Source organism: Martelella sp. AMO21009, from assembly GCF_053484295.1.
Genome location: NZ_JBAKFR010000006.1, coordinates 1 through 20,861 on the forward strand (window position 1 = coordinate 1; position 20,861 = coordinate 20,861).

Annotated in this window: 18 protein-coding genes and 1 riboswitch; of the genes, 1 reads left to right on the forward strand and 17 read right to left on the reverse strand. The window is 62.9% G+C overall.

Annotated elements, in window-relative coordinates; genetic code table 11:
• Positions 1–130 precede the first annotated feature (130 nt).
• The 17 genes from rpsA to V6766_RS09315 all read right to left on the reverse strand — a co-directional run bounded on the left by rpsA (position 131) and on the right by V6766_RS09315 (position 19,126).
• Positions 131–1,837, reverse strand: coding sequence for a 30S ribosomal protein S1 (gene rpsA, locus V6766_RS09235; RefSeq protein ID WP_448427842.1), 1,707 nt, complete (start codon positions 1,835–1,837; stop codon positions 131–133).
• A 161-nt stretch (positions 1,838–1,998) separates the two neighbouring features.
• The gene (gene cmk / locus V6766_RS09240) at positions 1,999–2,637 is read right to left on the reverse strand and encodes a (d)CMP kinase (protein ID WP_448465718.1); all 639 of its coding nucleotides are present in this window, start codon (positions 2,635–2,637) and stop codon (positions 1,999–2,001) included.
• Positions 2,638–2,947: 310 nt separating this feature from the next.
• Complete coding sequence (locus V6766_RS09245; RefSeq protein ID WP_448465720.1) at positions 2,948–3,727, reverse strand: DUF4167 domain-containing protein; 780 nt, start codon at positions 3,725–3,727, stop codon at positions 2,948–2,950.
• Positions 3,728–4,140: 413 nt separating this feature from the next.
• Positions 4,141–5,004, reverse strand: a complete 864-nt coding sequence (gene prmC / locus V6766_RS09250) for a peptide chain release factor N(5)-glutamine methyltransferase (RefSeq protein ID WP_448466071.1) — start codon at positions 5,002–5,004, stop codon at positions 4,141–4,143.
• On the reverse strand, positions 5,000–6,082 hold the full coding sequence (gene prfA / locus V6766_RS09255; RefSeq protein WP_448465722.1) for a peptide chain release factor 1: 1,083 nt from the start codon (positions 6,080–6,082) through the stop codon (positions 5,000–5,002). Before prfA ends, prmC begins: the two co-directional genes overlap by 5 nt.
• A 76-nt stretch (positions 6,083–6,158) precedes the next feature.
• The gene (ptsP, locus tag V6766_RS09260; protein ID WP_448465724.1) at positions 6,159–8,426 is read right to left on the reverse strand and encodes a phosphoenolpyruvate--protein phosphotransferase; all 2,268 of its coding nucleotides are present in this window, start codon (positions 8,424–8,426) and stop codon (positions 6,159–6,161) included.
• A 78-nt stretch (positions 8,427–8,504) separates the two neighbouring features.
• A complete protein-coding gene (locus tag V6766_RS09265; protein ID WP_448465726.1) occupies positions 8,505–9,755 on the reverse strand; it encodes an aspartate kinase in 1,251 nt (416 codons plus the stop codon).
• Between the two features lie 201 nt (positions 9,756–9,956).
• Positions 9,957–10,733: an ABC transporter ATP-binding protein gene (locus tag V6766_RS09270; protein WP_448466073.1), complete on the reverse strand. Its 777-nt coding sequence runs from the start codon at positions 10,731–10,733 to the stop codon at positions 9,957–9,959.
• Positions 10,730–11,731 carry a FecCD family ABC transporter permease gene (locus tag V6766_RS09275; protein WP_448465728.1) on the reverse strand — a complete coding sequence of 334 codons (1,002 nt, stop codon included), beginning with the start codon at positions 11,729–11,731 and terminating at the stop codon, positions 10,730–10,732. The genes V6766_RS09270 and V6766_RS09275 overlap by 4 nt, the downstream gene beginning before the upstream one ends.
• The gene (locus V6766_RS09280; protein WP_448465730.1) at positions 11,724–12,587 is read right to left on the reverse strand and encodes an ABC transporter substrate-binding protein; all 864 of its coding nucleotides are present in this window, start codon (positions 12,585–12,587) and stop codon (positions 11,724–11,726) included. The genes V6766_RS09275 and V6766_RS09280 overlap by 8 nt, the downstream gene beginning before the upstream one ends.
• Positions 12,588–14,507 carry a TonB-dependent receptor domain-containing protein gene (locus V6766_RS09285; protein ID WP_448465732.1) on the reverse strand — a complete coding sequence of 640 codons (1,920 nt, stop codon included), beginning with the start codon at positions 14,505–14,507 and terminating at the stop codon, positions 12,588–12,590.
• Positions 14,508–14,657: 150 nt separating this feature from the next.
• A riboswitch (cobalamin riboswitch) is annotated at positions 14,658–14,844 on the reverse strand.
• A 68-nt stretch (positions 14,845–14,912) separates the two neighbouring features.
• On the reverse strand, positions 14,913–15,422 hold the full coding sequence (locus V6766_RS09290; RefSeq protein WP_448465734.1) for a DUF421 domain-containing protein: 510 nt from the start codon (positions 15,420–15,422) through the stop codon (positions 14,913–14,915).
• Between the two features lie 120 nt (positions 15,423–15,542).
• The gene (locus V6766_RS09295) at positions 15,543–16,172 is read right to left on the reverse strand and encodes an N-acetyltransferase family protein (protein WP_448465736.1); all 630 of its coding nucleotides are present in this window, start codon (positions 16,170–16,172) and stop codon (positions 15,543–15,545) included.
• Between the two features lies 1 nt (position 16,173).
• Positions 16,174–17,478: a nicotinate phosphoribosyltransferase gene (pncB, locus tag V6766_RS09300; protein ID WP_448465738.1), complete on the reverse strand. Its 1,305-nt coding sequence runs from the start codon at positions 17,476–17,478 to the stop codon at positions 16,174–16,176.
• A 149-nt stretch (positions 17,479–17,627) separates the two neighbouring features.
• Positions 17,628–17,867, reverse strand: a complete 240-nt coding sequence (locus V6766_RS09305; RefSeq protein WP_448465740.1) for a hypothetical protein — start codon at positions 17,865–17,867, stop codon at positions 17,628–17,630.
• Between the two features lie 3 nt (positions 17,868–17,870).
• A complete protein-coding gene (locus V6766_RS09310) occupies positions 17,871–18,092 on the reverse strand; it encodes a hypothetical protein (protein WP_448427867.1) in 222 nt (73 codons plus the stop codon).
• A gap of 74 nt (positions 18,093–18,166) precedes the next feature.
• Entirely contained in the window at positions 18,167–19,126 is a 960-nt protein-coding gene (locus V6766_RS09315; RefSeq protein ID WP_448465742.1) for a 2-hydroxyacid dehydrogenase, read from the reverse strand.
• Positions 19,127–19,495: 369 nt separating this feature from the next.
• On the opposite strand from V6766_RS09315, the gene V6766_RS09320 reads away from it, so the two are divergent.
• On the forward strand, positions 19,496–20,857 hold the full coding sequence (locus V6766_RS09320) for an NAD(P)-dependent oxidoreductase (protein WP_448465744.1): 1,362 nt from the start codon (positions 19,496–19,498) through the stop codon (positions 20,855–20,857).
• Positions 20,858–20,861 lie beyond the last annotated feature (4 nt).

A 20,861-nucleotide genomic window follows, 5' to 3' on the forward strand; every position in this document is an offset into this window, starting at 1 on the left:
AATCACACCAAAACGGAATCCCATACGATTCATTCATCGCGCCTGATGCTCTAAAACCCGATATCAGGGCAAACAAAAAACCGCCGGGCGTTGCCACCCGGCGGTTTTCTATTCGTGAAGCAAGCGAGGCTTACTGGTCGTCGCGGTTCTTCAGGGCAGCGCCCAGAATGTCGCCGAGCGAAGCGCCACTGTCGGACGAACCGAACTGTGCCACGGCTTCCTTCTCCTCGGCGATTTCCAGCGCCTTGATCGACAGCATGACCTTGCGGTCGCGCTTGGAGAAGTTGGTGACGCGGGCGTCGAACACCTGGCCGACCGAGAAACGCTCGGGGCGCTGGTCGTCGCGGTCGCGGGCCAGATCCGAACGGCGGATGAAGGCGGTGATGTCGTCGTGATTGACGAGCTTCACTTCCACGCCGCCGTCATTGGTGCCGATGACTTCGCAGGAAACCACCGCGCCCTTGCGCAGATCGCCGGAAGCGGCTGCTTCCGTCAGCGCATCCTTGCCGAGCTGCTTGATGCCGAGCGAGATGCGTTCCTTTTCGATGTCCACATCGAGAACGACAGCCTTGACGATATCGCCCTTGTTGTATTCCTCGATGACCTGCTCGCCCGGACGGTTCCAGTCGAGATCGGAAAGGTGCACCATGCCGTCGACATCGCCTTCGAGACCGATGAACAGGCCGAACTCGGTCTTGTTCTTGATCTCGCCCTCGACTTCGGTGCCGGGCGGGTTGGAGAAGGAGAAGGCTTCCCACGGGTTTTCAAGCGTCTGCTTGAGACCGAGCGAGATGCGGCGCTTGGCCGGATCGACTTCGAGAACGACGACATCGACGTCCTGCGTTGTCGACAGGATCTTGCCGGGGTGGACGTTCTTCTTGGTCCAGGACATTTCCGAGATGTGGATCAGGCCTTCAATGCCCGGCTCAAGCTCGACGAACGCACCGTAATCGGTGATATTCGTGACAGTGCCGGAAATCTTCTTGCCTTCCGGATACTTGGCCGAAATGCCATCCCACGGGTCAGCTTCAAGCTGCTTCATGCCCAGCGAAATGCGATGCGTTTCCTGGTTGATGCGGATGATCTGAACCTTGACGTTCTGGCCGATAGTCAGAAGCTCGGTCGGGTGGTTGACGCGACGCCATGCCATGTCGGTGACGTGCAGCAGGCCATCGATACCGCCGAGATCCACGAATGCGCCGTAATCGGTGATGTTCTTGACGACACCCTCGACAACCTGACCCTCTTCGAGGTTCTGGACGATTTCCGAACGCTGTTCCGCGCGGCTTTCCTCAAGAACGGTCCGGCGCGAAACGACGATGTTGCCGCGGCGCTTGTCCATCTTCAGGATTTCGAACGGCTGCGGCGTGTGCATCAGCGGGGAAACGTCGCGGATCGGACGGATATCCACCTGCGAACGCGGCAGGAAGGCGATCGCGCCGTCGAGATCGACGGTGAAGCCGCCCTTGACCTGGTTGAAGATCAGGCCTTCAACGCGCTCGCCGGCCTCGAACTTGGCTTCGAGCTTGATCCACGATTCCTCGCGGCGCGCCTTTTCGCGCGACAGGACAGCCTCGCCCAGCGCGTTTTCGATGCGCTCGACATAGACTTCGACCTCGTCGCCGACCTTCAGTTCGCCTTCCTTGCCCTTGGCGCCGAATTCCTTCAGCGGCACGCGGCCTTCGACCTTGAGGCCGACATCGATGATGGCGACATCCTTTTCGATGCCCGTGACGAGGCCCTTGGCGACATAGCCTTCGGCCAGATCATTGTTGGCGCCGAAGGATTCTTCCAGCATTGCGGCGAAATCGTCGCGCGTGGGGGTTTGTGCAGTCATAGAAACTCCTGGAACGTGCCGGCTCAAAAAGCCTGACACGGATGCGCCGGTGGCTGGTGTTGATATCAGGTAGTCAGAGCACCCCTCTTTCCCTTACGGCAAAGAGCATTCCGGCGCGTGGATGCTGTGAAAACCTCTATATGCGGGAAAACCCGCCAATTTCAGTTATTCCGGTCAAGCTGCCCGTCGATAATCGCGCGCGCGGCCTGAAACGCGGCCTCTATACCCATTTTGGACGTATCAAGCAAGTGCGCATCGTCCGCCGGCCTCAGCGGACTGTCCTTACGGCCCATGTCGCGCGCGTCGCGGCGCTTCACGTCTTCGAAGATTTCGGCGAAATCTGCCGTCCCGCCGCCGGCGACAATCTCGTCATAGCGGCGTCTGGCACGCAGTTCGGGATCGGCGGTCACATAAAGCTTCACTGTCGCACCGGGGCAGACCACCGTGCCGATGTCGCGCCCGTCGAGCACCGCGCCGGCGCCGGTTTCGGCAAAGCGGCGCTGGGCGGCAACGAGCGCCGTGCGGACCCGGGGCATCGCCGCCACCTTCGAGGCCGCCTCGCCGATTTCGTGTGCGGAAAGCACCGCGCGGTCGAGGCCGGCAAGATCGATCGCGCCCGCCATTTCGGCGGCAATCGTCTCGTCATCGAGCGGCTTGCCGGCATCGATGAGGGCTTTGGCGGTGGCGCGGTATGTCAGCCCGGTATCGAGATGCGGCAAACCGTAATGGGAGGCAAGCTTGCGCGCCAGCGTCCCCTTGCCGGCCGCCGCCGGCCCGTCGATTGCAATCACCAGTGCCATTCGTCTCCGCCACCGGCCGGGGCCGGTTTTAATCGATATGCTTGTTTGCCGCGACTGCTCCGGTCCGTGTTAACCGGAAGCCTCACAGCCAATAATCTCCCCCCCTTGAGGGGGAGATGTCGCGAAAGCGACAGAGAGGGGTAAAGGGCGTAAGCCCTAAGAGCCGCAGGCTCCGAACTCCCGGAGAGGGTTCACCCCTCTCTGCCCCTGTCGGGGCATCTCTCCCTCAAGGGGAGAGATTGAAAACGGAGAGGCTTCCCTTAAAGAAAGCCAGAAGCCTATGGCTGCGTCCTCAGCCCGACGCCCCCGCTTACTCCGAAGCAGCGTCAGCCAGTGCCTTGGCGTCGCGGTTGCCGTCATTGTCGCCGGCTTCGGCCTTCGGCGTACGACGGCGGCGGGCGGGTTTCTTGGGAGCTTCGCCTTCCGGGGCAGCTTCGGCGGCGGGCGCCTTGCTCTCCGTTGCCGGCGCTTCGCTTTCGGCCGCGGTTTCGGCGGCGGCGCGCTTGGTGCGGCGCGGACGGGCGGCGGTCGAGGCGCGGCGGCGCGGCTTGTCGACCGGCTGGCCGTTGGCGTCCTCGGCCATCACTTCGGCGGGCGTGCCTTCGATCACCGGCTGCGGCCCGTCGGCGTCGACGGCCTGCTCCTGGCGACGATTGTTGCGACGGTCATTGCGGTCATTGCGATCATTACGATCATTGCGCTCGCCGCGGTCGTTACGATCATTGCCGTCATTGCGATCATCGGCGCGGTTGCCGTTGGCCTGGGCGGCGTTATCGTCATTGTCATCATTGTCGGAGCGGTCGTCGCGCTGGTGGCGATCCTGCATCTGCGCCTGGGCGGCGGCGATGATCCGGTTGTAGTGCTCGGCATGCTGAAGATAGTTTTCAGCCATCACGCGGTCGCCGGCGCTCTGGGCGTCGCGCGCCAGCGCCATGTATTTTTCCGCCACATGCTGGGCGGTGCCGCGGACCTTCACATCGGGACCGGCGCTGTCATAGGTCCGGGTCAGCGGATTGGCGCCCTTGCGGTTGAAATTGTTATTATTGCCGCCGCGCCCGCGTCCGCGTTTATTCTGCTGTCCTGACCTCATGAAAACTTCACCTGAATTTCTGTTTATGGTCGAGCTACGCCCTTTGCCGAGCGGTGTCATGAACACACGGCGGCATAGTCCATCCGGCAGGGCATCTCAGCGCTGCCATTCGTGGAATTTAAGGACCTGAATCACGCAAAAGACGGTAAGTCACAATGAACCAACACTGGACGGAAAACCTGTAGACTGAGGCCAAGCGACGAATCGCTGTTTCTTTCAGTCGCCGTTTTGCGTGGCTGCAACCTAGCCCGCCTGTGGAGAAATTCCAAGCCCTTTCTTTAGTTGATTTCAAAAAAATCCGGGCGTTTTAGCCGGAAAATCGCAATCTTTCGCGACAGGAACGCCGCGCAGTTTCAAATATTTAGACAGGCCTATCGCCGGCGGCCAAAAAGCCGCCGCCTCCGTCTCCGGCCTCATTCGGCCCTGATGAAGATCAACGCACGGTCGTTACCGCCGAGGTCCTTTGCTGCAACCGAGAGTTTGAAACCGGCCTCGGTAAACACCGCGGTCACCGCCGTCTTCTGTTCGGCTCCGATTTCGAGCGCCACGATCCCGCCTTCAGCGAGATGGTCGCCTGCGCTGGCGGCGATCGCCCGATAGGCATCCAGGCCGCTTTCGCCGCCATCAAGGGCTGCCAGCGGATCAAAATCGCGAACTTCGGGCTGAAGCGCCGCGATCTCATTCGAGACGATATAAGGCGGATTTGACACGATCATGTCAAAACGCCCGTCGATTGCCTCGAACCACGAACCCTGTTTAAGGCCGAGCCGGTCGGCTACGCCATTTATCAAGGCATTGCCGCGCGCCGTTTCAAGGGCACCCTCGGAAATATCCGTCGCCACGCCCTCGGCCTCGCGACACTGGCTGAGCAACGTGATCGCGATCGCCCCGGTTCCGGTGCCGAGATCAACGAAACGCGCCCGCCCGGTCTCGGCGATGCGGCGTTTCAGAAATGGCAGGCACTGCTCGACCAGAATTTCCGTATCCGGCCGCGGCTCCAGCGTTTCCGGCGACAGCAAAAAGTCGAGCCCGTAGAATTCGCGCGCGCCAAGAATACGGTAGACCGGCTCGCGGTTCTTGCGGCGCTCGACCGCTTCGGCAACCGCCTGCATTTCGACGGCATCGATCACGCGCGCGCCTTCGGTCACCATCTCGGTCAGCGTCAGGCCGAGCACGCCGCTCACCAGATGACGGGTGTCTTCCTGCGGCGCGTCAAGCCCCGCCGCCGCGAAGGCGTCGACGGTCTGGCGGTAGAGTTCCGAAAGCGTCACCTCAATGCGCCTCGACGCCGAGCATGGCAAGCTGGCCGGCCTGATAATCGGCCACCAGCGCATCCACGACCTCGTCCAAATCGCCTGCAATCACGGCATCGAGCTTGTAGAGCGTCAGGTTGATGCGGTGATCGGTGACCCGGCCCTGCGGAAAATTATAGGTGCGGATGCGCTCCGACCGGTCGCCGGAGCCGACCTGGCTCTTGCGGTCGGCGGACCGGGCGTCATCGGCGCGCTGGCGTTCCATGTCGTAGAGCTTTGCCCTGAGCACCTGCATCGCCTTGGCCCTGTTCTGGTGCTGGGATTTTTCCGATGAGGTGACGACGATTCCGGTCGGGATGTGGGTGATGCGCACGGCCGAGTCGGTGGTGTTGACGTGCTGACCTCCCGCGCCGGAGGAGCGCATCGTGTCGATGCGGATATCTTCCTGGCGCACATCGACATCGATATCCTCGGCCTCCGGCAGCACGGCAACGGTGGCGGCGGAGGTGTGGATGCGACCGCCGGCTTCGGTTTCGGGCACCCGTTGCACCCGATGAACGCCGGATTCGAATTTCAGCCGCGAGAACACGCCCCTGCCACTGACCGAGGCGATGATTTCCTTGTAACCGCCGGCATCGCCCTCGCTTGCCGAAAGCACCTCCACCTTCCAGCCCTTGGAAGAGGCGTAGCGCTCATACATGCGGAACAGGTCGCCGGCAAACAGCGCCGCCTCCGAGCCGCCGGTGCCCGCGCGGATTTCAAGCACGGCGCTCTTTTCATCGGCGGCATCGCGCGGCAAAAGCAGGATCTGGATTTCGCCCGACAGCGTCTCGATCTTCTCCTCGAGATCGGGCATTTCCATTTCGGCGAGTTCGCGCATTTCGCGGTCGGTCGCCTTGTCGGCGAGCAGGGTTTCGAGATCGGCAAGCTCGCTTTCGGCGGCCTGATAGTCGCGGATTTTCTTCACCACCGGTTCCAGCTCGGCATATTCGGATGCGAGCTTCACATAGGTTTCCGCGTCGGGGCCGGAGGACATCCGGGCCTCGACCTCGGAGAACCGCCGTTCCAGTTCGCGCATCTTGTCTTTGGGTAGCCTTGCCACGCCGGGATCACTCCGCTGGTTATGGAGATTTTCTTATGGAGCGCTCGCGCGCCGACCGCTTATAACGGAATGCCGTCTATAGCGGAATATTGTGGTCGTTCGCAAAGCGTTCAAGCAATGCGCGCACCGGAGTCGTGTTGGCGGGATCGTCGAGCGCGGCGTTGATCTCGGCGCTGACGGCGTCGATATCGAGCCCGAGCAGCATCGCCTTCACCGGCCCGATCGCCGTCGGCGACATGGATACGGCGCGGTAGCCGATCGCAAACAGCGCCAGCGCGGAAATCGGCTTGCTGGCATATTCGCCGCACAGCGTCACCGGCACATTGTTGCGCTCGCCCGCGCGCACGATATCGCGCAGCATCCGGAGGAACGGTTTGCTGATCGTGTCGTAGCGGTCGGAAACGCGGGCATTGCCGCGGTCGATCGCCATAAAGAACTGATAGAGGTCGTTGGATCCCACCGAGACGAAATCCACCTCGGCCATCAGCTCGTCGATCTCGTAAAGCAGCGCCGGCACTTCCAGCATGGCGCCAAGCTCGATCTTTTTCGGCACCTGATGGCCGAATTTCACGAGATGCTGCACTTCCTTGGCCATCAGCGCGCGCGTCTCGCGCAGCTCGCCCACTTCGGAGACCATCGGCACCATGACGCGCAGCGTCTCGCCCGCCGTTGCCTTCATCAGAGCGCGCATCTGCATGCGCAGGAGATAGGGCCGGTCGAGCGCAAGCCGGATGGCGCGCCAGCCCATGGCCGGGTTTTCCTCTTCCTGAGCGCGGAAGAAGGAGACCATCTTGTCGGAGCCGATATCGAGCGTGCGGAAGGTCACCGGACGGTCGCCGGCATGGTCGAGCACCTGACGATAAAACGATTCCTGCTCGGCGGCCTTCGGCATGCGCGAGGCAATCATGAACTGCAGCTCGGTGCGGAACAGACCGATGCCCTCCGCGCCCGAATCATCAAGCTGCGGCAGGTCGACCAGCAGGCCGGCATTCATCATCAGCTTGAAACGCACGCCATCGGCCGAGACCGGATCAACGGAACGCAACGCGCGAAACTGTTCCTGCCGGCGGGCGCGCAGCCGGACCTTTTCTTCGTATGCGACGACGAGCGCATCGAGCGGGCGCACATGCACCTCGCCGTCGTCGCCATCGACGATGATAGCATCGCCGTTTTCGACCTGAGCGGCAACGCCGGTCGCCTGGCCGATCACCGGAATGCCCATGGCGCGCGCGACGATGATCACATGGCTGGTGGCGGCCCCGTCCTCCAGCACCAGGCCGCGCAGCTTTTCGCGCGGATAATCCAGAAGCTCGGCCGCGCCCATCACCCGCGCCACGACAATCGCGTCTTCGGGGAAGTTCTTGCCGTCGCGATCGATAACCCCGCCGGTCAACTGTCTCAGAAGCCTGTTGGCAAGGTCGTCGAGATCGTGCATCCGGTCGCGCATGAAGGGGTCGGTCAGCCGGATCATCCGCGCCTTCGTGTCGCTCTGCACCTTCTCGACCGCGCCCTCGGCCGTCAGCCCCAGCGTGATCGCCTCTTCCAGCCGGCGGACCCAGCCGCGGTCATGGGCAAACATTCGGTAGGTTTCCAGCACCTCGCGGTGCTCGCCCTCCGACGGCACGTCGTTGCGCTGCAACAGTTCGTCGATCGAGAAGCGCAGTTTCTCGACGGCGGCGCGCAACCGCGCGATCTCGGCGTCGCTGTCCTCGTTGACGAGATTGTTGATGACGATGCGCGGCTCGTGCAGCACGGCGTGGCCGAGCGCGATGCCCTCGCCATAGGCATCGCCAGACAGCGATACGGAGCGGGTAAGATCGAGCTCCATGCCGGGGCGGGTGATCTTCTTCAGGTCGCCGGAGGCAATGAGCTCGGCAAGCAGCATCGCCGCGGTCTGCAGCGCCTCGACCTCCTCCTCGCTATAGGCATGCTCGTCGGTGTTCTGGACGACCAGAACGCCGAGCGTGCGGCCGGCGCGCAGGATCGGCACGCCGAGGAAGGAGTGATAGATTTCCTCGCCGGTTTCCGGGAGATAACGGAAGGCTGGATGCGACTGGGCGTCGGAAAGGTTCAGCGGGCGGGCGGACGCCGCGATCGTGCCGACAAGGCCCTGCCCCATGCGCAGACTGGCGAGGTGGACGGCATCGCGCTTCAGGCCTTGCGTGGCGTAAAGCTCGAGCACGCTGTCGGCGCGCAGCACATAGACCGAGCACACCGCCGCCACCATGTTGTCGGCTATCTGGCCGACGATGCGGTCGAGGCGGTCCTGCGGCTCCAATGGCTCCGCCATCAGTTCCCTCAGCCGCTTCAGCAAGATGCGCGGGCTCGATGCCTGGTGGTTCATCGCAAGTCTGTCCCCGTTCGCGGAAGTCCGTTCGGCTTCCATGGGTGACCGGGACTCACCGACCACCCTTTTTAGGGTCTATTTATCGAGACCGTAGCAGGAATGCAAAGTCCTGACTGCAAGCTCGGCATAGGCGCCGTCGATCAGGATCGAGATCTTGATCTCGGATGTGGTAATCGCCTTGATGTTGATTCCCTTCTGCGACAGGGCCTTGAAGGCCGAGGCGGCAACGCCGGAATGGGAGCGCATGCCAATGCCGATCACCGAAATTTTGGCAAGCTCGGTCTCGCTCTGGATCACGTCATAGCCGATTTCCGACTGCTTGGCGGCAAGCGCGGCCTTGGCCTTCTCGACATCCGAGGCCGGCACGGTGAAGGTCATGTCGGTATGGGTGCCCTCTTCCGAGATGTTCTGCACGATCATGTCGACATTGACATGGGCATCGGCGAGCGGGCCGAAGATGGCGGCCGCAACGCCGGGGCGGTCTTCGACGCGACGCAGCGAAATCTGAGCCTCGTCCTTGGCATACGCGATGCCGGTTACGACTTCCTGTTCCAAAATCTCATCCTCGTCGCAAATCAGGGTACCGGGCGGATTTTCGAAATCGCCCATGCCGGGGGCGTCCGGCGCATCGAAGCTTGAACGCACAAATGTGCGCACCTTGTGAACCATGGCAAGCTCGACCGAGCGAACCTGCAGAACCTTGGCGCCGAGCGAGGCCATTTCCAGCATTTCCTCGAACGCCACCTTCTTCAGGCGCTTCGCCTTCGGCTCGACGCGTGGATCGGTGGTGTAGACGCCGTCGACATCGGTGTAGATATCGCAGCGATCGGCCTTCACGGCGGCGGCGATGGCGACGGCGGAGGTATCCGAGCCGCCGCGGCCAAGGGTCGCAACCCGGTTATCCGGACCGATGCCCTGGAAGCCGGCGCAGACCGCAACCTGGCCCTCGCCCATGCGCTTGATGATGTCCGAGCCATCGATATCGACGATGCGGGCCGCGCCATGGGTGCCGTCGGTCTTGATCGGCAATTGCCAGCCCTGCCATGAGCGGGCGTTGACGCCCATCGCCTGCAGCACGATCGCCAGAAGCCCGGAGGTCACCTGCTCGCCGGAGGAGACGACGACGTCATATTCGCGGGCGTCGTGCATCGGCGAGGCCTCGCGCGTCCACTCCACCAGTTCGTTGGTCTTGCCGGCCATGGCCGAAACCACGACGGCGACCTCGTGGCCAGCATCGACTTCCCGTTTCACATGGCGCGCCACATTGCGGATGCGTTCGATATTGGCGACAGACGTGCCGCCGAATTTCATGACGATGCGGGCCATTGAAGACTTTCCAAAACTCAAAATTCCAGGGCGTCCGGAACCGGACGCCTCATCCATGCCGCGTTCGCCGTCAGGTCGCTGGGCCGGCTCGCAACAGCCAGATTTCGACGCATGCCGGGAAAACTGCGGTTTCTTAGCGAAATCGCCGCCTTCGCGCAATGGCGCTTTCGGCAGGAACGGGACGCCGCCTGCTCCGCACCGCTATTTCGGCGAAAGACGGGTCGGCATGATTACCGGACCGCCATCGGCTTTGCCGAAATAGGCCTCGATCCCATAGACCCGGCGCAGGTTTTCCGCCGTCAGCACCGCGGCGGGCGGACCGTCGGCCACCACGCCGCCGCCATCCATCATGACCAGCCGGGTGCACCAGCGCGCGGCAAGGCCGAGATCGTGCAGCGACACGAGCACCGAACGCCCCTCGCGCAACAGCGAGACGAACACCTCCATCAAGCCGATCTGGTGGGCGGGGTCGAGCCCGGCGACCGGTTCATCGGCGATCAAGAGCGGGGTCATCTGCGCCAGTGCGCGGGCGATCAGCACGCGGGCGCGCTCGCCGCCGGAAAGCGTGTCGGCCGTGCGCTCGGCCAGGGTTTCGACGCCCATACGCGCCATCGCCTCGGCGATGATCTGGCCGCGGGCGTAATCGCCGAAACAACTGTTCTGGATCCACGGCTGGCGGCCAAGCGCCACCACCTCGCGCACCTTCACCGGCCAAGCGATCTCGTGGTCCTGCGGCAGAAAGGCGACCCGGCGGGCGCGCTCATTCGCGCTGAGGCCCTCCAGCGGGCTGTCCTGCAGGAACACTGCGCCGGAAGCCGCCGTCACGCCGATCAGCGCCTTCAAAAGCGTTGTCTTGCCCGCGCCGTTGGGGCCGATCAGGCCGACCAGTTCGCCGCGCCTGATCTGGAGATCGACGCCATTCACGATGGCGCGGCCGCCTCTTTCAACGGTGAGGTTTTCGGCGCGCAGCAGCATCAGACCAGTTCCCGCCGCGTCTTGTAGATCAGCCAGAGGAAGAACGGCGCGCCGATCAGCGCTGTCACCACGCCGATTTTCAGGTCGCGCTCCGGGGCCACCAGCCTGACCGCGACATCGGCCGCCAGCAGCACCGCCGCTCCGCCCAGCGCGCTTGCCGGCAGCAGCCTGGACGGCACCGAGCCGACGAGCGGCCTCAGGATATGCGGCACCACCAGCCCGACGAAACCGATCGCGCCGGAAACGGCGGTCGCCGCGCCGACGCTTGCCGCCACGCCCCAGATCACCATCCGCTCGGTGCGTTTCGGCGACATACCGAGACTGACCGCGGCCTCATGGCCGAGCGTCAGCATGTCGAGCGCGCGGCCGCAGCCGAACAGAAGCACGCAACCGGCCAGCATGAACGGCGCCGACAGCCATACCTGCAGCATGGAACGGTCGGCGAGCGAACCCAGCATCCAGAACATGATCTCCATCGCCGCGAAGGGATTGGGCGAAAGATTGAGCGCCAGCGAGGTCATCGCGCCGGCAAAGCTGGTTACGGCAACGCCGGCGAGAATGATCGTCAGGCTGCGCGCCCCGCCGCCGGCCAGAAACCGCACCAGCAGGACCGCGGCGAAGGCGAAGGCAAGCGCCAGCAGCGGCAGCGCCAGCGAAAACAGCGCTGACAAGCCGGTATAGATCGCGATCACCGCGCCGAGCGAGGCCGAGGCCGAGACGCCGAGAAGACCGGGCTCGGCCAGCGGATTGCGCAGATAGCCCTGCAGCACCGCGCCCGAAAGCCCGAGCGTGGCGCCGATCATCAACCCCAGAATGGCGCGCGGCAACCGAATTTCCTGCATGATCAGAACGATGGACGCGGCATCGCGACCGAACAGGCCGGCGACGCTCTGGCGAACCCCGATGCCCGCCGGCCCGATGACAAGCGAGGCGGTAAACAGCGCCAGCACGAGAATGCCGAGCCCGACCATCAGCCGCCAATAGCGCCGGCGCTCATTCATCCGCACCGCCTCCGCCAAGTTGTTCGGAAAGCAAGGCAAGCCCCGCGACGTTGAAAGGTCCGCCGCAGATGGTGTAGCGGCTCGGCAGGTCGACATAGTCGCTCCGCTCGGTGGCCGCCACGAAGGCTGGATGCCTGAACCCGGCCTGGGCAAGCGCCGGGGCGTCGTAATCCGCGTCCCCGCCGACGATCACATCCGGCGCGGCCATGATCAGCCGTTCCAGCGGCAATCGCCCGAGACTGTCAACGCCGGCCTTAGAGGCGATGTTGACGAGCCCGAGCCGGGCGATCATGTCGCCGGCGAGTGTGTTTTTGCCCGAGGTATAACCATTGGCGTAATAAAGTGCGGCCGTGCGCTCGCCGGGCAGCGTGCCGGCGAGATCGGCGAGGCCTTTATCCATCGCGGCGATCACATCCGCCGCGGCCTGCTTCCTGTCGAGCAGCACGCCGATGCGCTCCAGATTGTGTCGCACATCATCGAGCGATGCCTCCGGCTGGAATTCCGCCACCGCGATCCCGAGTCGCTTCAGGAGATCGACCGTCTCCCGCGTCGTATAGCTGCCGGCAAGCACCAGATCGGGCTTCATCAGGAACACTTGCTCCGCCAGCCCGTCATTCAGCAGGTAGTCTTCAGCCTGCTCTGCCATCGCCGAGATGGTGGGATCGGCCGCAAGCCTGGACACCGACAGCAACTGCCCCTCCCCGGCAACGAGCATCGCCATCTGGTCGGTGCACAGGTTGATCGAGACTACGCGTTGCGGCGCTGACGAGACCGGACCGGAGAAGAAAAGAAGAAACCCGGCGCACGCTGCGAAGACGCTGAAAGCATTGCGTTTGGCGTGCGCCGGGTGCGGCATTTAGAAGGTCCTTCGGTAGGAAAGCGTCACGGTGGTGCCGGGCGCGTTATAGCCGGGAATTGTCTGGTAATCCTCGTCGAAGAGATTTTCGACCGCGAATTTGACGTTTGACAAGTCATCCACGGCATAATTGGCGGAAATATCGACCACGGTATAGTCGCCAAGCTGCGGATTGAAGTTCGACTCGTTCGTCCAGCGGCTGCCGACATATTCGATACCGGCGTTAAGATTGAGCCGCTCGGTCGCCTGCCAGCTTGCCGCCGCCGTCAGCTTCAGCCGGTTCTGGTTGGCGATATATTCGTCATCGGTCTCGTTCTTCGGCAGACGGTATTCGAGGCCGAAATCAAGGCCGAGCCGGTCGTCGAGCAGCATCTGCGAATAGGTCGCGCGCACGCCGCTGACCTTGGCCTCCTCAATGTTCTCCATGGTGCCGATATAGGTGACCGGATCGGTCACATAGACGATCATGTCATCGATGTAGTTCTCGTAGTAGACGATGTCGACCACGCTGCCCGCGCCGGAATCCCAGTTCAGCCCCGCCTCCCAGTTCTTCGAGGTTTCCGGGTCGAGATAGGGGTTGCCGACATAGGAGCCGTCGAACGCCCAGTAGAGGTCGTTGAAGGTCGGCGCGTTGAAACCGGTGGAGAACGAGGCGCGCGCCGTCAGCCCTTCGACCAGTTCGTAGCCGAGGCCGGCATTATAGGTCAGCGCGCCGCCGAACTGCTCGTCGGCATCGTAGCGCAGGCCGGCATTTACCGTCAGAGCATCAAGCTCGAGGCTGTACTGGCCGTAGAAGGCGCCGACATTGCGTCCGGTCTCGGTGTAGTCGACTGAGGAATCGACCGTTTCGCGATAGGCGTCGAAGCCGAGCGTGAAGATGTTCGACGCGTCGCCCGCCATGATTTCCTTGGTGGTCGAACCGGAAATGCCGAAGCGATTGGTGTCGTAATGGGTATCTGCTTCCGGATGATCGTCGCGGAAATTCTTCTGATAGTCGAAGGCCGAATAAATCTCGAACACCGACGACCAGTCGTCGGCGTGGTCGAATTCCGCGCCAAGCTTGAAGGCGGCGTTCGTCTGGATCGACTGGTTGGCCCCGTAGACCATGTCGCCGGTCATCCAGTCGGCATAAGGCGCGCTGTCGAAATGCGGATTGGAGCGGGCGTAGAAGCCCTGCGAATAAACCCGGCCCCAGGCGAAATCCTTGCCGATCGAATAGTTGAACCCGCCCTGCAGGAAGCCGTCGCGGCCCGGCTCATGAACGGAGTTGGACGGCGTGGTGAAATCATAGCCTTCCGTGCCGATCACCGAGAGGCCGACATTGAAATCGACGCCCGAATTGGTGACGCCACGGGTCGAAAGCGTGCCGAAGCCGCCCCAGGGATAAGTCACGCCGGTTTCCACGCTGGAGCAGACCGAAGCGCCGTTTTCACAGAAACTGCCATCCTTGGTGATGATGTTGACCACGCCGCCGATCGCATCCGCGCCCCACTGGGCCGAATGCGCGCCCTCGACGATCTCGACGCGAGCGATGCTTGCAAGCGGAATATTGGCGATCGCCGTCGAACCGCCGGTGGCGGAGGCGACCCGCATGCCATCGACCAGCACCAGCGTCTGGCCGGTATTGGTGCCGCGCAGGGTGATGCCCGCGTTTGCGCCCATGCCGCCATTGGTGGTGACGTTGACGCCCGGATAGCTTCTCAGCAGCGAGGGAAGGTCGACGGCGGCGGAGCGCTCGATATCCTCCTCGGTGACCACGGTGACCGTCGAGGTCGACTGCACGATCGTGGAGGGACGGCGCAAGGGCGTCGTCACATAGATGGGTTCCAGAACCGTCGTGGCGCCGGCATCCTGCGCCATCCCCTCTCCGGCCGAAGCAAGCACGGCGACGGCCATGCCGGCCGCGATAAAGTCTCTCATGTCAAATCCCCATTCGGGCCGGCCGCGGCCGGCAAAAAAGCACCGTGGGGAATGGGAGAGGGCTTGGCCCGACCATCCATCCACGGCAACATCGTTTTCGAATGTCACCGCGACGGACGACCGCGCCTGAACAAGAACCCCGTGTTCAAGCATGGGTGACCGGATCGGGCAGGTCTCCTGGCTTCCGCGTCATCGCCTCAATTTCCGTCTTCCCGGACATGTCCAGTGACGTGGTGGAAATGGCTCAACGGTTACAGTTGCGGGGGCAGCCGCGGTTTTGAACCGCGTTCCCTTTTCATCCGTTCTTGCGAACGGAACCTGATCCGGGACCTATTTACGGGTCTGCGACAACCCAAGTCAATGCGGCGGAATGCGGATTTCTGCGGACAAACCTGCGTGGACGACCTACAGGCTTTCGGTGCCGGGAACGCCAGCCAGTTGAGGGTCCTCGGGGCGCTTTACGACGCTGAGCGATCCGTCCGTCTCCAGGATCACCGCGGAGATAGCCTCGGGCTCCGCCGTGCCGGACGAGCGGATGGCGGCGCGCACCTCGTCCTTTGTCAATCGTTCACGCTTCATCGCCTTTTCGAGGAAGACCCCATCGCGGAAGACCAGCGCCGGTTCGCTTTTGACAAGCCTGCTTACGGTTGACGACCTGACGGAGAGCCAGGTGATGGCAAACTGCAGGAAAATCAGCACGGCAAGCGCCAGAACGCCTTCCGCCAGCGGCACCGATTTGCTGAGCATGACCGTTGCCAGAACAGAGCCGAGCGCGACGGTAACGACAAGATCGAAAGCGTTGAGCTTGCTCAACGTGCGTTGGCCGCTGATCCGCAACATCAGCACCAGCGCAATATAGGCGGCTCCGCCGACCACGAGGACGCGGATAATGCCGTTCCAGCTTTCAAAAAACATGTGTTCTCCCTTTATGAGGAGAGAACGCATGACAGAGCCAAAGGTGTCGGATCGTTTCGCAACGCCGCGACCGGCGACGGGCCAACGCTTTTGATAAGGTCGCCTTCCCCCCAGCGAATCCTACCGTATCGGCCCATCGAGCGGAGGGACCGCGCGGCCGAGATAGACGACGCCGCGTTCGCTCTCGTCCAGCACCTCGAACCCCGAGGCCTGCCAGAACGCGGCGCCGCCGGCCTCGGTCCAACCGGCCCCGACATGAACGTGACGGGCCCCAAGTTCGGCGAGCCGCCTTAACGCCGCGCCGAGAAGCTGACGCCCGAGCCCGTGGCCGCGGGCCCGCTCCAGGAGGTTCATGTGCAGATGCGCCGGATAGGCCTCGACCGCTGCCGGCGGCGGCATTTCCGGGTGGTGAAACAGATGGGCGCGCCATTCATCCGGCGACCATTGCGCGCGGCTTTGCGCATCCGGCTCCGGGTAGCGCTTCCTGAGCGCCGGCCACCAGTCTGCCTCCAGCGTCCGCGCGAAGGCCTCGGTATCGGCGGTGCCCACAACATAACCGCAGACTCCCGCCTCATCCTCTGCCACGAAGCAGAAACCGCCTTCGACCATGAGATAGGGCGCGGAATAGATATGGCCGATCATCCGCGGATCGTCGTAGAGCGCGCTCGCATCGCGACCATTGTCGCCGGTTACAAGCGCGATCGCGTAAAGCGCGTCGAGATCCTCTGCCCTGCCTTCGCGGATATGCATGTCAGACCATCACCGGATGATCGACCATGTCCTCGGAGCCGAAGAACTTCAGGTAGCGCTCGACCTCCGCCGGATCGCCGGTCGCCTTCTGCGGATTGTCGGAAAGCTTCACCGCCGGCCGGCCATTGGCATCGGAGACCTTGCAGACGATCGAGATCGGCTTCAGCCCGCCGACGCGATGCGGTGCGCAGCCGATGAAATCATTGGTGAGATTGGTGCCCCAGCCGAAGCTCATGCGCACCCTGCCCTCGAAATGCTTGTAGGTCTCGATGATAGCATCAACATCCAGCCCGTCGGAGAAGATCAGGATCTTCTCGCGCGGATCGCGGCCCATCTTCTTCCACCAGGCGATGATCTTCTCGCCACCCTCGATCGGCGGCGCGCTGTCGGGGCGGAAGCCGGTCCAGTCGGCAACCCATTCCGGCGCGTTACGCAGGAAGGCCGCCGTGCCATAGGCATCCGGCAGCGCGATCAGCAGGTTGCCGCCATAGAGCTTGTTCCAGTCCTGCATCACCTTGTAGGGGGCGGCGGCAAGCTGCTCGTCGGTTTCGGCAAGGGCGGCGGCGACCATCGGCAGTTCGTGAGCGTTGGTGCCGACGGCTTCCAGATCGGTATCCATGGCCAGCAGCACATTGGAGGTGCCGGTAAAGGCCGGGCCGATGCCTTCCTTCAGCGCTTCCACGCACCAGCGCTGCCACAAGAAGGAATGCCGGCGGCGGGTGCCGAAATCGGATATTCTGAGCCCGTCGAGCGCCGCCAGCCGCTCGACCTTCGACCACATCTTGGCTTTGGCGCGGGCATAGGTCACGTCCAGCGTGAACAGGCCGATGCCCTTCAGCGCCGCGCGCGAGCGAAGCTCGTTGATGATGCACAGCGCCGGGATCTCCCACATCGTGGTTTCCATCCAGCGGCCGTGAAATGTCAGTTGATACTGGCCGTCATGGCGCGTCAGCTCATATTCGGGCAGACGGAAATTGGCGAGCCATGTGAGGAATTCCGGCTCGAAAATCTGCGAGCGGCCGTAAAAACTGTTGCCGGCGAGCCAGATCATTTCCTTCTTGGTGAGCCTGATCTCGCGCGCATGATCGAGCTGGGCGCGCAGTTCGCCCTCGTCGATCTCGTCGGCAAGACGGACAGATGTGGTGCGGTTGATCAGGGAGAAGGTGGCATTGACGTCCGGATAGAGCTTCCAGATCATCTGCAGCATCAGCAATTTATAGAAATCGGTATCCAGAAGGCTGCGGATGATCGGGTCGAGCTTCCAGCTGTGATCATAGACCCGCGTGGCAATATCGGTCTTGGCCATCGCCTCCCGCTCCTTCAGGCGTCATTCGTGAAGGGCGGTCTTGCGCCCCTCAGGGCCCATGATTTAGCCGCTCTGTTATCGGAAATCCAGAGCGAGGCGGCGCTTTTGCTCAAACCGAGTTTAAACGGCGCGTATAAACTGACGGTCTCCTAGTCTGCGGCAGGGGCGACCTGTTCGGCATCCTCGGTCACGGTCTCGACGTCGGGACTTCCGCCCTTCGGCGCAAACAGCTCCATCACCCCCCAGACCACCATGGCCAGCACAAGGCCGCCGCCGAGGACATAGATCACGCCGCGGCCCCTTTCGGACTGGCGCGCCTCGTTCGGCGACAGTTCGGACTTGCCGGTATCGCGTTCATCGGTCTTGTTCGTATAGTTCGGGTCAGTCATCAATCACTCCACGGCGGGCGTGTCGAACAGCCATTCCGCGCCGCCCCAAATCAGGACGACGCCAACCATGATCGCGATCAGGATCATGATCACCGTCTGACCGCGATTGAGATGCCGGCTTTCGGTCGGCGACACGCCACCATTGTCTTCTTTGTTCTGCGGATAGTCTTCCTCACCCGGATATTTGACGGGGCGGACTTCCTTGGGGTCGAAATGCGTTGCCATGGCTTTCTCCTTGCCCGGTGCTTACGGGTTCAGTTGAAGGAAAAACGCCAAGGCCGCGCCGATTGTTCCGTTTCTCAGTAGCCCCGCTCGCGACCGACGACATGCTCGAGTGGTTCTCCCGCCTCGAACCGCGCGATCTGGCGCTCGACATGGGCGAACAAAGCGCTGACATCGCTGTCTGCCGCCACATGCGGGGTGATCACAACGTTTTCACGGTCCCAAAGCCGACTTTCGGCGGAAAGCGGTTCGGCCTCGAACACATCGAGCGACGCGCCGCCGAGCATGCCGCGATCGAGCGCCGTAACGATATCGGCCTCCACCTGCGAGCCGCCGCGACCGGCATTGATGAACACCGGCGCACCGAGCGGGCCATCGCTTTTCAGCTTTTCGAAAAGCGCCAGATTGAAAAGGCCCGTGGTCTCAGCCGTCAGCGGCAGCAGGTCGACAAGGATTTCGGTCCTTGCGAGGAAGGCATCGCGGCCCGTTTCATCGAAGGTCGCGATCCCTTCAATGCTCTTGGCCGTCCGCGACCAGCCGACGACGTTGAAGCCCATCATCTTCAGCTTCACCGCCGCATCGCGGCCGAGTTCGCCAAGCCCCATGATCCCGACCGTCACAGCGCCGGCCTCCGGCTGCGGCAGCGGCTGCCAGCGCCGGGCCTGCTGGCTGTCGCGATAGGCGGTGACCTGGCGCAGGTGGTATAGGCATTGCAGCACGACATATTCGCTCATCCGGCGGGTGAGCGAGGGATCGACGAAGCGCACCAGCGGCGCGGCCGGCAGGCCTTCAAGCGCCAGAACCTTGTCGACGCCCGCCCCGCCGGAAAACAGCACCTCGAGGTTTCTCGCGCGGGAAAACAGGTCCGCGTCGGGCTGCCAGAGGATCGCGTAGCGACAATCGGAAAGATCGCGCCCGGCATTTTCCGCCGCGCCGAGATCGATGACCTCGCGATCGGCGAAATGGTCCTTCAGCGCGGCGACGACGGCGGCACGGTCGGAGAATTTGAGGTCGATCAGCAGCGGCGATTTGGTCATGTCGGACTTCCGGTAAGTTTTGCGAAGCCGACAGTCACCATGTTTCAGGCGGGGTGAGCAAGTGGAAAAGGTGCAATGTGTGGATGGAGAAAGCAGCAAGCCTTTCGCCACTTCGCCGCTTGCGCTCAACCTCTCCAAATGTGTCATGCCCGTGCTTGACACGGGCATCCAGGCCCCGCGACGAACGCTTTATGGATCCCCGTGTCAAGCACGGGGATGACACGGAGATGTCGGTGGAAAGACGGCCTGCGACGCATGTTTCGTCCTCCCTGGGGAAGGCGGATTTCCGTCAAACTTTTACCGTTTGATAAATATTTATTTTCGCGGTAGCATTTCCCCAACAACCACCAATAATTGGGGAACATTGCTATGCGAGAATTGAACCCGGCCCTGAAGGGCGGGCGACTTGCGCCCGATTCCTACAAGGGCAATTTTTCTGACCTGCACCCTCCGCTCGACCGGCACGAGGCGGCGGTGGAGGCGGATCGCTGTTATTTCTGCTATGACGCGCCGTGCATGACGGCCTGTCCCACCGCGATCGATATTCCGCTGTTCATCCGCCAGATATCGACCGACAATCCGCTCGGCGCTGCCAAGACCATTCTCGACCAGAACATTTTCGGCGGTATGTGCGCCCGGGTCTGTCCCACCGAAACGCTGTGCGAGGAAGCCTGCGTGCGCAACACGGCGGAGGAAAAGCCCGTCGAAATCGGCCTGCTGCAGCGCTATGCCACCGATGCGGCAATGGCCGAGAACCGGCAATTCTACACCCGCGCCCACGAGACCGGTAAGCGCGTCGCCGTCGTCGGCGCGGGCCCGGCGGGCCTTGCCTGCGCCCATCGCCTCGCCATGGCCGGTCACGATGTCATCGTGCTGGAAGCGAAGGACAAGGCCGGCGGGCTCAACGAATATGGCCTTGCCGCCTACAAGACGGTCGACGATTTCGCCCAGAAGGAAATCGCCTATCTTCTGGAAATCGGCGGTATCGAGATCCGCGGCGGGCAGATGCTCGGCCGCGACTTTACGCTCGGCGAATTGCGCCGCGATTACGACGCCGTCTTCCTCGGCATCGGTCTTGGCGGCGTCAATAAACTCGGCGTCCCCGGCGAGGACCTTGCGGGCTGCGAAAACGCCGTCGATTTCATCGCGGCGATCCGCCAGGCCGACGATCTTTCCGAGATTGCCGTCGGCAGCCATGTCGTGGTGCTCGGCGGTGGCATGACCGCCATCGACGCCGCCGTGCAGTCGAAGCTCCTTGGCGCGGACGAAGTCACGCTCTGTTACCGGCGCGGGGCGGAGGCCATGGGCGCCTCGAAATTCGAGCAGGAGCTTGCCGCCTCGCGCGGCGTCTTCATCCGCCACTATCTGGCGCCGAAGGAAATTCTCGGCGAGGACGGCAAGGTTGCCGGCGTTCTGTTCGAGCACACCGAAGTCCGGGACGGCAAGCTTGTCGCCACCGGCGAGACCGGCGTGATCGCCGCCGAACACGTGCTGAAGGCAATCGGTCAGACGTTTGTCACCGAACATCTGGAAGGCCTGAAACTCGAAAACGGCCGCATCGCCGTCGATGCCGAAGGCCGCACCTCGCTGCCCGATGTCTGGGCCGGCGGCGACTGCGTGAAGAAGGGCGAGGACCTGACGGTCACCTCGGTCGCACAGGGCCGAGACGCCGCGATTTCCATCAATCATGTCCTGGCGGGCGAAGCGCCGCTGGCAAGCGCCGTGGCCTGAGGAG